Source organism: Flavobacterium anhuiense, from assembly GCF_004151235.1.
In the GTDB taxonomy this organism is placed as follows: Bacteria; Bacteroidota; Bacteroidia; order Flavobacteriales; family Flavobacteriaceae; genus Flavobacterium; species Flavobacterium anhuiense_A.
The window spans coordinates 349,474-362,465 of sequence record NZ_JUIV01000002.1; the positions used below are offsets into that span (position 1 = coordinate 349,474).

Consider the following 12,992-nt stretch of genomic DNA (forward strand, 5'->3'; position numbering starts at 1 on the left):
AAGCCAGTTTTGGTAAAAGAGGAATTGACTAGAAAGCCTTTAATAGTAAACTTAGAAATGAACGATTATAATAACTTTCACGAAGTAATTCTTGTAGCAGAAAACCTTGGAGATATCCCTCCAAACACGGCATTAATGAAAATAAAAGCAGGAGACAAAAAGTACGAAATCAAAATAACCTCAGATGAACAGAAGAATGCTGTGATTAATTTTAAGTATAAAGAATAATAATTGAACGAGTATTAGATTTATGAAATAACTTAATATGTTGTTTTTAAAACTTATAAGGGCTACTTGAGTTTCTTTTTCAATTTAATTTTGAAAATTATTCAATTTATTATGAGGCTTTTATCTATTTCAGTCTGTATTTTTTTCTTCAATATTATATCGGCGCAAAACCTCACTGGTGTTTGGAGAGGAACTATAAAAGATTCACGTGGCAGATCTTTAACAAACTTTTTCGAAATGCAAATTATTCAAAATGATTCTGCTATTGGAGCGGCTTTGAATTTTGATTATCAAGGAGGTTTAAAAGAAAAAATAATAGCATTACAAGATTTTGATGATTTTATTGATGGTGTAAATTGTGATTGTGATTTAATACCAGAATCAAAAGATAATAGCGAACATTTAAGCCGAATACAATTTTCAGAAAACGGTTTTGGATGCAGTCTGAAATGGTATAAAAATAAAGGTAAACAGTATTTATTAGGCAGGACTTTTCGTAAAAATTTCAGTAATTATTATGATTATCAAAATAAATATACTGATGCATATATAAAATTAGAGAAAGTTGATAAAATTATTCCTTCTGAATCTTCTTTAATAAAGGCAAGAATTACTGCAACAGGTATAAAAAAAAGAAAAAAAGAAGTAGAAAAATTGATTATTAATACTTTACTAGATGAAGACTATGAAATGGTGAAAAAAGTAATTGTTAATACGAAGGAAGTAAAATTAAATTTTTCTGATTACAGTAGGGTAGATCGTGATAGAGTTTCAATTTATGTTGATAGAAAACCTGTCTTTCTTAATAAAGAACTTTTGGATGATCCATTTGAAATTGTATTAGAAATGGATAAAACGGTTAATTGTGAGGTAATTTTTGTAACGGAAAATCTTGGTACCGTTCTACCTAATACAGCAGAAATGGATATAAAAGCTGGGAAGTTAAATGAAAAGATCGACTTAACTTCTGAAAGAATAAAGAAAAAAGCAGTATTTATATTTAAGTATGTGGATTAAGAAAGTGTATTCTTGATTGTAAAGTAAATTATTTTTTGAAGAACTAGAAATGTTATAATTATGAATTTTTTTCACACACTTATTCTTATGGTATTATTGTGTATCAGTAGCAATGCACAGAATTTAACAGGTGTCTGGAAAGGTACTATTAATGAGCATGCAGTTGAGCGAAAACTTATAACAAATCAGTTTGAGATGCAGATTATTCAAACGGATTTATCGATAAAGGCTTTAGTAACTTACAGCTTGTTCGCTACAGGATGCGATTATGGATCAGAATTGACAAAAAAAAGTATAGCATCTTCTGAATGTAATAGTTTCGATATTTCGGATCAGGAATTTAATTCACTGGAAAAAAAGTTTAGAATAGGTTACAATGATATTAGCGGAGCTATAAAAATTGCAGATTGTAAACAAATTTCCTGTACGATACTAGATAGGGAAAAAGTATGCCTACCAGTTCATTATGTGCTTTATTATAATACGCCATATCACAATAAAAAAGAAAGTATTTCAGGAATTATATTTAAAGGAAAAATGGATGACTTCGATACAACGAGCAACGGTTGCAATGATGGTTATGAAAATATTATGTCTATAAGATTAACAAGAGAAAGTGAGACTCTTACTCCTTCACAATCTTTTTTTATAAACAAAAATTCACTTTCACAAGTTTCAAGTGCATCTGCTCCGTTTTTTTTGAATTTTGAAAAATCTGGAATTGCTTCATTAAGACCCATTTTTATATCAGATAGTAAAGCAGTTCCAATTGACATAAAAACAAGAAAAAACGAGACACTTAAAACTATCAAAGTAAATAGCAAACAAGTTGAAATAAGCATTTACGATTATGGACAGATTGATCACGATATTGTTTCAGTTTATGTAGATAAAGAGCCAGTCCTTGTGAAGGAAGAGCTTACAAAGAAGCCTTTACTTATAAATCTAGAAATGGATGATTATAACAATTTTCATGAAGTAATCCTAGTCGCAGAAAATTTAGGAGATATTCCGCCAAATACATCACTTATGAAAATAAAAGCTGGAGATAAAAAGTATGAAATTAAAATAACCTCAGATGAACAGAAGAATGCTGTTGTATATTTTAAGTATAAAGGATAATAGAAATTTTAGCACAATTTAAATTAAATTCATGGAATTAATATACAGCCTAACAGAAAACGATTATTTACAGCAACAATTATATCTTGCTTCAAAAAGTGAATTCGTCAAGAAACAAAGGAAGAAAACTAAACTACTTATAATTTTATCATTGTTTATGATAGGATTAGGGCTTTATATTAATAAAAATAAATTTGAAGGGTATTGCTTTGGAAGTGCTAGTGTTGTATTTTTTTTCTTTTTCCCATTATATTTTAAAAAAAGGCATCAATTTTTTTGAAAGAAATATGTAAACGAAAATTTTAAAAATAGAATAGGTATTAATATAAAAGTATTATTTAATGAAGAAGTTTTGGATATATTAACAGGGGGAGTAGGAATTTCAAGCGTTAACTTTTCTAATTTCAAAAATATAAGCGAAATCAAAGATTATTTTTTCATTGCTTTCAAAACGGGTGAAAGTTTAATGATTCCAAAAGATAAAATAGAAGATGCTGAAAAATTGCGAAATAAACTAAAATCAATTGCTGAAAACTTGAAAATTGATTTTATATCAGAGTTAGATTGGAAATGGAAATAAAACCCTAATTTCATCAAACAAAAAATTAAAAATGGATCAAAATCTAAAATACATCGTAGAAAATTAAATAGTGTTTGAAGAAGTAACTAAAATGGCAAATATCTCTTCAGACAAGCTGAATGAATTAATTGAAAATAAACTTGTTTCCGAGCCTTCTTATGTTATAAATTCAGATATTACAATCACTTCTTCCTTAAGTGATACTCATAAAGTTAGTATTGAAAGGAGGTATTTTCACCCAAGTGTTTTACAGCTTATTGAAAATAATGCCAAGAATATAAATCCTGAAAAATTCAAATCTGAATTTATAGAAAATTTACTGTCAAATCTGAAAAATCATGCTTACAAAGCCTTTGCATACGGAAATGTTTTTGATGGAAATGATAACATCGACAATGGAAAAATACAAAATGCATTAGAAGAAGAATGGAATTATTTTTTGAAAGGCGTCTACGGAATATGTACTTTAAATAATAATGAAGAAGCAATTATCGATAAAGAAATAGCAATAAAAAGAATTTTAAATTTCATAGAAAAGAAATCTAATTTTTTAACAAACGATGAAAAAATAGAATTACAAGAGCTTAATGAAGAATTCAACAAATCAACAAGTTTGTTTGCGCCCTATCAACGTGAAACAAGCAGTAGAGGTAAATATTTAGATAAATTATTAAAAGAGTTTTCTTTGGATAATTTGATTAAAGAATATTCATAAACAAAAAAAGCGAGAACCAAAAAATTCTCGCTTTTCTATTATTTAGTATTCTGGTGCCAATTCTAATTCCAAGCCTTCTAAGTCTTCAGTAATTGGAATCTGGCAGCCTAAACGACTATTAGATTTTACATAAAATGCTTCCGAAAGCATGGCTTCTTCATCGTCACCCATTTCTGGTAATGCAACATCATTTAGAACATAACACTGGCAAGAAGCGCACATTGCCATTCCTCCACAGGTTCCTTCAACAGGAAGTTCGTATGCTTTGCATAACTCCATTATATTCATTGCCATATCGGTTGGAGCTTGTAGCTCATGTACAACTCCTTCACGATCTTTAATCTTTATTAATACATCCATTTTAATTATTGGAATTTTGTGTAGAATTTGAAAAACGTGTTCAAATTCTCTATTAATTTTAACTTTTCTCTTTTAAGCTAAAAGCATATTCTTTTCTACTATTGTCTTTAATGCGCATTTTTACGCCAATAATGTTGCCTCCTTTTTCTAGTATTGTTACTAGAGAGATGACAGAATAGTAATCTTTGTCAGATTGGAATATTAAGGTCCCTTCATAAGTAGAGTTTAAAATTCCTTGTTTATCAGTTTGCGCACTAAGTTTTCTCGGATGCGAAAAATCGGCTGAGCTATATGTTGCTTTATTTGAGAATTTTGCCTTTCCATCACAAAGGTCATATAGGAAATCATAATTTCCAATTCTTAAAGCACCTTCTTCAGTTTTTCCATTTGTAGAAAAAATGATTTGGCCTGAATACTGGAAATCTGACCATTCTTCTGATTCATTTACCCAAGCTTTATCAGCAAAAAGTGTTTGGCCCTGTTGTGCATTTACAGCGCTTACAAAAAATAATAAAAAAAGAGCGTAAAAGTTTCTCATAGTTTAAGATTTAAGGGTTATGCTGACAAATTTAAGTTAAAAATGTAACAATTCCTTAACAGAAACTCTTAAAACTTTGTATTGTTTTTTGTGAATGTGGCAAAAAGTATCCTTTTTTCGGTGTTATTTTATTATTTCTTTAATTAAATAACAAAACACTTACTATTCTTGTTAAACTATGATGCTTTAATTTTGAGGAAAAACTACGATTTGTTACATTACATTTACCACAGTTTCTATTTGTGGCGCATATTTTTTTATAGTGGTTTCAACACCTGCTTTCAGTGTCATTTGATTAACACTGCAGCTAATGCAAGCTCCTTCCAAACGAACTTTAACATGTTTGTCGTCTTCAATAGAGATTAATGAAATATCTCCACCGTCCGATTTTAAGAATGGTCTTATCTCGTCTAAGGCCAATAAAACATTGCTTGTTATTTCTTCTGTTGTCATAATATTAATGTGTCAATTAGAAAATGTGCCAATTAGAAAATTCTTTAAAATTAGCTAATTATCTCATTATCTCAATTATCTAATTCTTTTTAACTGCAGAACAGCCTGCCATTGTTGTAATCTTGATAGCTTCTGTTGCAGGCAAGCTTTCGTTTCTGTTTACTGTTTCTTGTACAACATTTCTAGTAATTCCTTCGAACACTTTTTCTATTGGAGAGGCGGTCTGCAATGCTGCAGGACGACCGTAATCTCCTGCTTCGCGAATAGATTGTACAATAGGAACTTCTCCTAAAAATGGAACGCCTAAATCTTCAGCAAGGTTTTTAGCACCTTCTTGTCCAAAGATGTAATATTTGTTTTCTGGCAATTCTTCTGGTGTAAAATATGCCATATTTTCAATAATTCCTAAAACTGGAACGTTGATGTTGTCTTGCATAAACATAGCTACTCCTTTTTTAGCATCTGCAAGTGCAACTGCTTGTGGAGTACTTACTACAACAGCTCCTGTAATTGGAAGCGATTGCATTATAGAAAGGTGGATATCACCAGTTCCAGGAGGCAAATCAAGAAGCATAAAATCTAATTCTCCCCAATCTGCATCAAAAATCATTTGGTTTAATGCTTTTGCGGCCATTGGCCCTCTCCAGATTACAGCTTGGCTTGGCGCCGTAAAAAATCCGATTGAAAGCATTTTGATTTCATAGCTTTCAATAGGTTTCATTTTTGATTTTCCGTCAACTGTTACAGAAATTGGTTTTTCGTTCTCAACATCAAACATAATTGGCATTGAAGGACCATAAATATCAGCATCTAAAACACCAACCTTAAAGCCCATTTTTGCAAGTGTAACAGCTAAGTTTGCAGTTACAGTAGATTTTCCTACTCCTCCTTTGCCAGAAGCAACTGCAATAATATTTTTGATTCCAGGAATAGCACGGCCTTTAATTTCCGGTTTTTCTGGAGCTTCAACTTTAATGTTTACTTTTACTTTCGCGTCAGGTGATATTAAATCGTGGATTGTTTTTCTAATATCATCTTCTGCTCTTTTTTTGATGTGCATAGCAGGTGTATGCAATACAAGGTCTACAACAGCTTCGTCTCCAAACGTGATCACATTGGTTACGGCACCGCTTTCAACCATATTTTTTCCTTCTCCAGCAATAGTGATAGTCTCTAAAGCTTTTAGAATTTCTTTTCTATCTAGTTTCATTGTAATGGGCTATTTTTTTATTCTCCAAAATCAATCTTATAAGATTATATTTATTTAAACTGATTTCAGGGTGCAAAGATAACAGATTAAGTTCGGAAATTAAGCGTTTTTGAATTGTAATTATTGATATTGAGATTATTCAAAATTATTTAAAAGTATTTTGTATTGAAAATCATAATCAAGAATGATTCATCGATTTAATGTTGGGAGAAAAGTATTTCCAATTTAAACGAATATTTTTTGCGTAAGTTTTTCTTCCAATTAAATAAAATTCTCACAAAACTTCGCTATATTTGATAGCCCAAATCGATGATTGCCAGACATGAAAAAAATATGTGAAGACTAAGGTTTTTGAGTAATTTATTGGGTTTTCGGTATTTTTTTTAAAAGTTGTTTCTACCAATTTAAAACTTTAAAAATATGCGAAATTTTACTTTTTCTTTAATTATTATTACAGTCAGTTTTTTTGCATTTTCATTTAATTCATTATCTAACAATGCCAAAAGCAGAGCTGACTTAACAAATCGAAAAACTGTTTCGATTATTACTATCGATGCAGCATCAATTAATGCCTTTTTTAAAAAATATCCTAAGCTTAAAAAGTATCAGAAAGATGTTGAGGATATTTATAAAACCAAACAGTATAAATCTATTTGGTATGATGATAAAAGCATTACCGAATTTGGATCATTATTGTATCAGAAAGTAAATGTTCTGAAAGATCAAGGAATTGAAGATAAAATGCCTTACAAAGAACAGATAGATGAGGCTTTTAATGAAAGCACTTCCAATAAACCATCGCAGCTGGACACCGAATTACTGTTAACCAGTATGTACGTATTTTATGCAAGCAATGTGTATTCTGGAGTTGATCCTGCGACATTAAAAAAAATAGGATGGTACTTGCCTGCAAAATCTATTTCGTATGCTCACATTCTGGATTCATTGATGGTTGATACAGATCGATTAGATAAAGATGATAATCTTTTATTCAGCCAATATTACAAACTGAAAGATGCATTGAAAAAATATCGTAAAATCGAAACCGATAATCTTTGGCAGAAAATTACAATTGACAGTGCTAATTTTAAGGATTTAAGACCAGATGACACAGCTATTGCCATAAAACAAATTAGAAATCGCTTATATGTAGTAGGAGATCTAAAACGAGATTCTGGAAGTGATATTTATGATGAAGAATTAATGGCGGGAGTTTTGAATTATAAAAAAAGATATAATTTAAAAATTAATTATGCCCTAACGAGAGATATTATCAACCAAATGAATGAGCCAATCGGTAAAAGAATCAGAACCATTATGTTGAATATGGAAAGATGCAGATGGATTCCTACCAAATTGGCCAAAGCTGAAGAGTATGTTATGGTTAATATTCCATCATTCAGACTGTTTTATGTTAAGGACGGAAAGTATGATCTCGTTTCGGATATTTTTGTTGGCAACAGGCTTAGTGAAACAGTAATTTTTAGCGGAAATATGGATCGGATTGTGTTTAGTCCATATTGGTACGTGCCAACAAGTATTATTCAAAATGAATTAAAACTCCAGATCGCAAATGATAAAAATTATTTGGCAGATCATAATATGGAATGGAATGGTGGGAAAGTACGACAAAAACCAGGACCAAAAAATTCTCTGGGATTAGTAAAATTTATGTTCCCGAATCCGAATGATATTTATATGCATGATACGCCTGCAAAAAGCTTATTTGAATTTGAAAAACGTACTTTTAGCCATGGTTGCATAAATGTAAAAGAAGCCAAACAGCTTGCATTGCATATTTTGAAAGACGATCCTGATTGGCCAGTAGATAAAATTGAAAGCGCTATGAGCGGCGAAAAAGAAACAACCTGTATGCTCAAACGTAAAATTCCGGTTTATATAGGTTATTTTACCTGTTGGGTTCAGGACAATGGAGAAGTAAATTTTTTTCCAGACGTATATGATCGCGACCAAAGTTTGGACAAGCTGATTTATAATGACGCTGTAACAATGAGAGATTAAACATAAAAGCCCGACGGATTTTACTGAAATCTGTCGGGCTTCTTTAAAAAAAAATGGTCTACAAGCTTATTCGTATTTTAAATATTTTAATACATCGATTTTGGTGACCTGAAACGCTTTTGTTAAAACAATTATTAAAGTTAAGAGCAAAAGAGAAATCAAGGCGATTAGGAACGGAATTGATGATATTCCAATTCTAAAAGCGAAATCCTCAAGCCATTTCTGTAATAAGACATAAGCAGGAATAATTCCGATTCCAAATCCTATTAAACAGAAAACAATATATTGTTTCGATAATTCTTTTAGGAGTATATCTGTTTCGGCTCCTAATGTTTTTCGAATGGCGATTTCTTTCAGTCTTCTCTCCATCGAAAATGATGCCAAAGCAAACAATCCAAATATAGCAATTATAATCACAACTAAATTTAGAATAAAAAATAGATTTTTTTGTTTTATTTGTTCTTGATATGTTTTTGCAAATCCTTTATTAACAAATTCATATTCAAATGGATAGTCTGGGTTTACATTTTTCTCCCAATACAATTTCAAATTTTCTAACGTTTCTGTTAAATTATTTGGAGATACCTTTATAAGTACATTATTAAAATTATTCCACTTTAAAGTTTTAAGATTAATAAAAACCATTGGCGGAATTTTATTTTGCAATCCAGTTAGATTGAAATCTTTCACAACTCCAACAATCTTAAATTTTAAATTATCGCTGCCGTTTATGCTCCATCCAGAAGTTATAACTGTATTAATCGGGTCTTTCAGGTTAAGAGCTTTAACCAGCGTTTCGTTCATAAGCATACTACTTATAGTATCTGAAGCAAATTGAGGAGATAAATCTCGTCCTTTGACTATTTTTATTTTCATCAAGTCAAGGAAACCAAAATCCATTTCGATGTTTTTTGGCTGTACAAAAATGCCATTATGTTTAAATCCTGAACTTGAACCGCTTGTTGTTCCGAAAACCCCTGCAAACGTAGAAATGTCTACAACGCCAGGAATTTTTTTAATTTCTTGTTTGGCGACTAAATATTCATCAGTTCTTTTGTTTCTGTCTAAAGTGTAGTAAGGAACCGAAAGTACCTGATCACCGCTAAAGCCCAAATCTTTCTCCATCATATACTTCACTTGAGAATTTACAATTAGTGCTCCAATGATAAAGAAGGCAGCGATTCCGAATTGAAAAATAAGCATCGAATTACGAATCCAAATACCACTTTTGCTTCTTGAGAAATTCCCTTTCAAAACTTTTAAAGTTTCGAAATTTGCAATATAAATGGCAGGGAAAATACCCGCAAAAATGATTACTAATCCAAATATTAAAATAAGCTGCAGGTAAAACTCACTGCCATTCATGGTCAGTGTTTTGTTCAAGAAATTATTGTAGTAAGGCAAGGAAAGCTCCACAATTGCTAAAGCAAATAAAATAGCCAGCGTAACAATTATAGCAGTTTCAAAAATAAACTGAGTAATAATCTGGTTTTTTGTAGCGCCCACAATTTTGCGTACACCGACTTCTTTTGCACGCTTTATTGCCGATGCTGTTGCCAAATTGATGTAGTTTACCAATGATAAAACTAGAATCAAAATAGATAAACCGCTCATGATATAAAGCAGTTTTAGATTGCCAACTCCTTCAGGATAATTTTGTCCGGCAGAACTTTTGGTTCCGTACAGACGAGATGTTTTTAATTGATCTAAAATGACTTTTACTTCGCCATTTTCTTTTACATACTGCTCAACTGTCATCCCACTTTCTTTGGCATCTTTTACTGTTCTGTTTACAAAATAAACATTCTGCATTTTCTTTAAAACAGAGGCGACAGCAACATCTTTTTTGATTTTAATTAATAAACCATAATTAAAATTTCCCCATTGATTTAAGTCGTTTTCTCTTTTTACGCCACTAAAAACATAAGAAGGTTCTATAGATGAAGGCTTAATAATGCGGTAAACCGATTTTATAGTATAATTTTTATTGCCGTAAGAGATAGATTTGCCAATAGGATCTTCGTTTTTAAAAAGTAGTTTGGCTTGTTCGTCAGAGATAGCAACGCTATTTTTTTCTTTTAAAATATTGGTTTTTGCACCTTTTACAATTTCAAAAGGAAAAAAATCGAAGAAATTTTCATCACTCATAGTGATGTCTTTAGTCATCAGTTTTTGATCTTGATATTTAATGATATCTTGATCGTACCAAGTGTGAAAAAAACAGATGTTTTCAATTTCGGGAATTGTGGCTTTACAAGTTTCTCCAAACGGAATAGAGTTAGAGCCCCAAGTGTCTCCAGAACTTATTCTGTTGAGAACCATATACGTATTCTCTTTTCCAGGATTCCATTGGTCGTAAGAATGTTCGTTATTCCAATATAAAATCGCAAAAATAACAGAAGCGATCCCGATGCTTAATCCGAGCACATTTAAAAGCGAAAACAGTTTGCTTTGCTTTAAATGATATATAAATATTTTAAACCAGTTAAAAATCATTTTGATGTATATTTTTTATAGTTGATATGGCTGTTTTGGTAAACCTTTCGGTTTATATCATAGTAAATATTTTGCACACTAGTTCTACCAGAACCACAAGTGCAGTAACAATAATTTTAATCATCACTTTATTATTTAGCGTCCATAAAAACATCAACATTTCGTTGATTTAACTTTTCAGAAAATATAACTCCGTCTTTCATATGAATGGTTCTCTGCGAAAAAGAAGCGTCATAATCAGAGTGGGTAACCATCAAAATGGTAGCGCCTTTAGCGTGTAGATCGGTTAAAAGTTCCATTACCTCATTACCGTTTTTACTGTCTAAGTTTCCTGTTGGCTCATCGGCCAAAATAATTTTCGGATCGTTTACCAAAGCTCTTGCAACCGCAACTCTCTGCTGCTGACCTCCAGAAAGCTGTTGCGGGAAATGTTTTAAACGATGAGAGATATTTAATTTTTCAGCAATAGCTTCAATTTTTTGTTTTCTTTCAGAAGCTTTTACATTATTGTAAAGCAAAGGCAATTCGATATTATCATAAACAGAAAGCTCATCGATTAGGTTGAAATTCTGAAAAATGAAACCAATGTTTTCTTTTCTCACCTGCGCTCTTCCTTTTTCTTTAAGCCCGATCATTTCTTGATCTAGTAATTTGTAGCTTCCGCCGCTAGCGCCGTCAAGAAGACCGATTATATTTAATAAAGTCGATTTTCCACATCCCGAAGGCCCCATGATAGTTAAAAAATCTCCTTTTTTTATTTCTAAATTGATACCGCTCAAAGCAGCAGTTTCTATTTCTTCTGTTCTAAAAACTTTGGTTAAATTCTGAATTGTGATCATAATTTTTAAGGTTTTGAAATGTTATTAAAATCGTTTTTTGATTGATGATTGATCTTTTATAATTGTAAATTGTAAAACTGAGACTATCTACTGCGACTGCGACTCAAGAGAAAGCTCTTCGATGTCTTTGTAATCGGTATAAGAAGAAGTGACTACAGATTCGCCTTCTTTTAAGCCTTCTAAAACTTCGTAATAAGAAGGATTTTCGCGTCCTAATTTGATGTTTCTTCTCACGGCTTTGTTTCCGTTTACTACAAAAATCCATTTTCCGGCTGCTTCCTGATTAAAAGCACCTCTCGGGATCACTAAAGTTTTATTCTTTTCAGATAAAATCAATTTTACCCCAAAGCTAAGTCCATCCTGAAGCACGATATTTTCTTTAGAAACGAAAGCCAACTCTACAGTAAAACGTCCGCCTTTAACCTCAGGAATCACTTTAGTCACGATGACTTCAAGATTTTTGCCTTTAAATTCTACTTGTCCTTTTAATCCTTCTCTAAGTTTTTCCAGATAAAATTCATCTACTTCAGCAGTCAATTTGTATCCTTTATTAGAGTCTATTTTTCCGATGCTCGCACCTGCCTGAAAAGTTTTTCCTAAAACAGGTTCAAAAGAAGTCAATCGTCCTGTTTCTGGTGCTGTGATTAAAAAGTTCTTTTTGTTATTTCTAAGAATATCCAAACTTTTTTCCATAGTCTGGATCGAACGGTTTATTTGAGAAATTTGAACCTGATTGCTTTGTTTCTCTTTTTGAATGCTCTGCTGAATTGTTCTTTTACGTTCTTCCTGAAAACGAAGGCTTTCCTTAAAGGTGTTCCAGTCATTTTTAGAAATTACATCTTTCTCGTACAGCTTTGCATTCATATCGTACAATCTTTTGGCATCGTTGTAATCATGTTCAATTAAAACTAAATCTTTATTTAAGTTTAATTCCTGATTTCTGATGTTTAATTTCCCCGTATTCAAATTGTTGATTTGTTCAATAATAGCAGTTTCCTGAGTCAGATAATTCAATTCTGTGTTCGGATTGTACAAACGAGCTAGCGATTGCCCTTTGGTAACCATTGCGCCATTTTCTACAAAAATCTCTTTTACAGAACCGCCTTCGGTAACGTTTACCAGCATCACATTCAAAGGTTCTACTTTTGCTTGAAAAACTACGAAATCTTCAAAAAAGGCTTTTTCTGCTTTTTGAATTACCAATTCGTCTGCTTTTACATTTAAAGTTCTTTTAGTGTTAAAAGCAAAAACCGAGATGGTAAGCAAAACTAAAAAAACAGCAATTGCTATTGCGAAATATCTAAATTTTTTATTTTTACGAGGAATTATCGTGTCCATTTTATAATTTATTTTACTGATAATCAATAGGTAAATACTGTGCCATAAAATTTATTATTTGTAAAGTGTTGATT

14 protein-coding genes are annotated in these 12,992 nt (G+C 31.4%); 7 read left to right on the forward strand and 7 right to left on the reverse strand.

The window, feature by feature from the left end; translation table 11 throughout:
* Positions 1-57: 57 nt before the first annotated feature.
* The 6 genes from NU08_RS22255 to NU08_RS04380 all read left to right on the forward strand — a co-directional run bounded on the left by NU08_RS22255 (position 58) and on the right by NU08_RS04380 (position 3,662).
* On the forward strand, positions 58-228 hold the full coding sequence (locus tag NU08_RS22255; RefSeq protein WP_165352408.1) for a hypothetical protein: 171 nt from the start codon (positions 58-60) through the stop codon (positions 226-228).
* Positions 229-339: 111 nt separating this feature from the next.
* Positions 340-1,245, forward strand: coding sequence for a hypothetical protein (locus tag NU08_RS04360; RefSeq protein WP_129746023.1), 906 nt, complete (start codon positions 340-342; stop codon positions 1,243-1,245).
* An 87-nt stretch (positions 1,246-1,332) separates the two neighbouring features.
* Complete coding sequence (locus tag NU08_RS04365; RefSeq protein WP_129746024.1) at positions 1,333-2,367, forward strand: hypothetical protein; 1,035 nt, start codon at positions 1,333-1,335, stop codon at positions 2,365-2,367.
* Between the two features lie 31 nt (positions 2,368-2,398).
* Positions 2,399-2,647, forward strand: a complete 249-nt coding sequence (locus NU08_RS04370) for a hypothetical protein (RefSeq protein WP_129746025.1) — start codon at positions 2,399-2,401, stop codon at positions 2,645-2,647.
* 72 nt (positions 2,648-2,719) lie between these two features.
* Positions 2,720-2,947, forward strand: coding sequence for a YcxB family protein (locus NU08_RS04375; protein ID WP_129746026.1), 228 nt, complete (start codon positions 2,720-2,722; stop codon positions 2,945-2,947).
* Positions 2,948-3,017: 70 nt separating this feature from the next.
* On the forward strand, positions 3,018-3,662 hold the full coding sequence (locus NU08_RS04380; RefSeq protein WP_129746027.1) for a DUF6058 family natural product biosynthesis protein: 645 nt from the start codon (positions 3,018-3,020) through the stop codon (positions 3,660-3,662).
* A 42-nt stretch (positions 3,663-3,704) separates the two neighbouring features.
* Here NU08_RS04380 and NU08_RS04385 read toward each other — a convergent pair whose 3' ends face one another.
* From NU08_RS04385 to NU08_RS04400, 4 genes are all read right to left on the reverse strand, one after another.
* Positions 3,705-4,022, reverse strand: a complete 318-nt coding sequence (locus NU08_RS04385) for a 2Fe-2S iron-sulfur cluster-binding protein (protein ID WP_008466258.1) — start codon at positions 4,020-4,022, stop codon at positions 3,705-3,707.
* A 58-nt stretch (positions 4,023-4,080) separates the two neighbouring features.
* Positions 4,081-4,560, reverse strand: a complete 480-nt coding sequence (locus NU08_RS04390) for a hypothetical protein (protein WP_129746028.1) — start codon at positions 4,558-4,560, stop codon at positions 4,081-4,083.
* 213 nt (positions 4,561-4,773) lie between these two features.
* Complete coding sequence (locus NU08_RS04395) at positions 4,774-5,013, reverse strand: NifU family protein (protein ID WP_008466263.1); 240 nt, start codon at positions 5,011-5,013, stop codon at positions 4,774-4,776.
* A 79-nt stretch (positions 5,014-5,092) separates the two neighbouring features.
* Entirely contained in the window at positions 5,093-6,223 is a 1,131-nt protein-coding gene (locus NU08_RS04400) for an Mrp/NBP35 family ATP-binding protein (RefSeq protein ID WP_129746029.1), read from the reverse strand.
* Between the two features lie 420 nt (positions 6,224-6,643).
* Between NU08_RS04400 and NU08_RS04405 the strand changes: the two genes are divergently transcribed.
* Positions 6,644-8,245: a murein L,D-transpeptidase gene (locus tag NU08_RS04405; protein ID WP_129746030.1), complete on the forward strand. Its 1,602-nt coding sequence runs from the start codon at positions 6,644-6,646 to the stop codon at positions 8,243-8,245.
* A gap of 66 nt (positions 8,246-8,311) precedes the next feature.
* On the opposite strand, the gene NU08_RS04410 is transcribed toward NU08_RS04405, so the two are convergent.
* From NU08_RS04410 to NU08_RS04420, 3 genes are all read right to left on the reverse strand, one after another.
* Entirely contained in the window at positions 8,312-10,741 is a 2,430-nt protein-coding gene (locus NU08_RS04410; protein WP_129746031.1) for an ABC transporter permease, read from the reverse strand.
* Between the two features lie 131 nt (positions 10,742-10,872).
* Entirely contained in the window at positions 10,873-11,580 is a 708-nt protein-coding gene (locus tag NU08_RS04415; protein WP_008466269.1) for an ABC transporter ATP-binding protein, read from the reverse strand.
* An 87-nt stretch (positions 11,581-11,667) separates the two neighbouring features.
* Positions 11,668-12,918 (reverse strand): efflux RND transporter periplasmic adaptor subunit, encoded by a 1,251-nt coding sequence (locus NU08_RS04420; protein WP_129746032.1) that lies wholly within the window; start codon positions 12,916-12,918, stop codon positions 11,668-11,670.
* Between the last annotated feature and the right edge of the window lie 74 nt (positions 12,919-12,992).

Excerpts from the sequence above, each read along its gene's own strand:
- NU08_RS22255 (WP_165352408.1), top strand. The coding sequence starts at position 58 with ATGAACGATTATAATAACTTTCACGAAGTAATTCTTGTAGCAGAAAAC.
- NU08_RS04360 (WP_129746023.1), top strand. The coding sequence starts at position 340 with ATGAGGCTTTTATCTATTTCAGTCTGTATTTTTTTCTTCAATATTATA.
- NU08_RS04365 (WP_129746024.1), top strand. The coding sequence starts at position 1,333 with ATGGTATTATTGTGTATCAGTAGCAATGCACAGAATTTAACAGGTGTC.
- NU08_RS04370 (WP_129746025.1), top strand. The coding sequence starts at position 2,399 with ATGGAATTAATATACAGCCTAACAGAAAACGATTATTTACAGCAACAA.
- NU08_RS04385 (WP_008466258.1), bottom strand. The coding sequence starts at position 4,022 with ATGGATGTATTAATAAAGATTAAAGATCGTGAAGGAGTTGTACATGAG.
- NU08_RS04390 (WP_129746028.1), bottom strand. The coding sequence starts at position 4,560 with ATGAGAAACTTTTACGCTCTTTTTTTATTATTTTTTGTAAGCGCTGTA.
- NU08_RS04395 (WP_008466263.1), bottom strand. The coding sequence starts at position 5,013 with ATGACAACAGAAGAAATAACAAGCAATGTTTTATTGGCCTTAGACGAG.
- NU08_RS04400 (WP_129746029.1), bottom strand. The coding sequence starts at position 6,223 with ATGAAACTAGATAGAAAAGAAATTCTAAAAGCTTTAGAGACTATCACT.
- NU08_RS04405 (WP_129746030.1), top strand. The coding sequence starts at position 6,644 with ATGCGAAATTTTACTTTTTCTTTAATTATTATTACAGTCAGTTTTTTT.
- NU08_RS04410 (WP_129746031.1), bottom strand. The coding sequence starts at position 10,741 with ATGATTTTTAACTGGTTTAAAATATTTATATATCATTTAAAGCAAAGC.
- NU08_RS04415 (WP_008466269.1), bottom strand. The coding sequence starts at position 11,580 with ATGATCACAATTCAGAATTTAACCAAAGTTTTTAGAACAGAAGAAATA.
- NU08_RS04420 (WP_129746032.1), bottom strand. The coding sequence starts at position 12,918 with ATGGACACGATAATTCCTCGTAAAAATAAAAAATTTAGATATTTCGCA.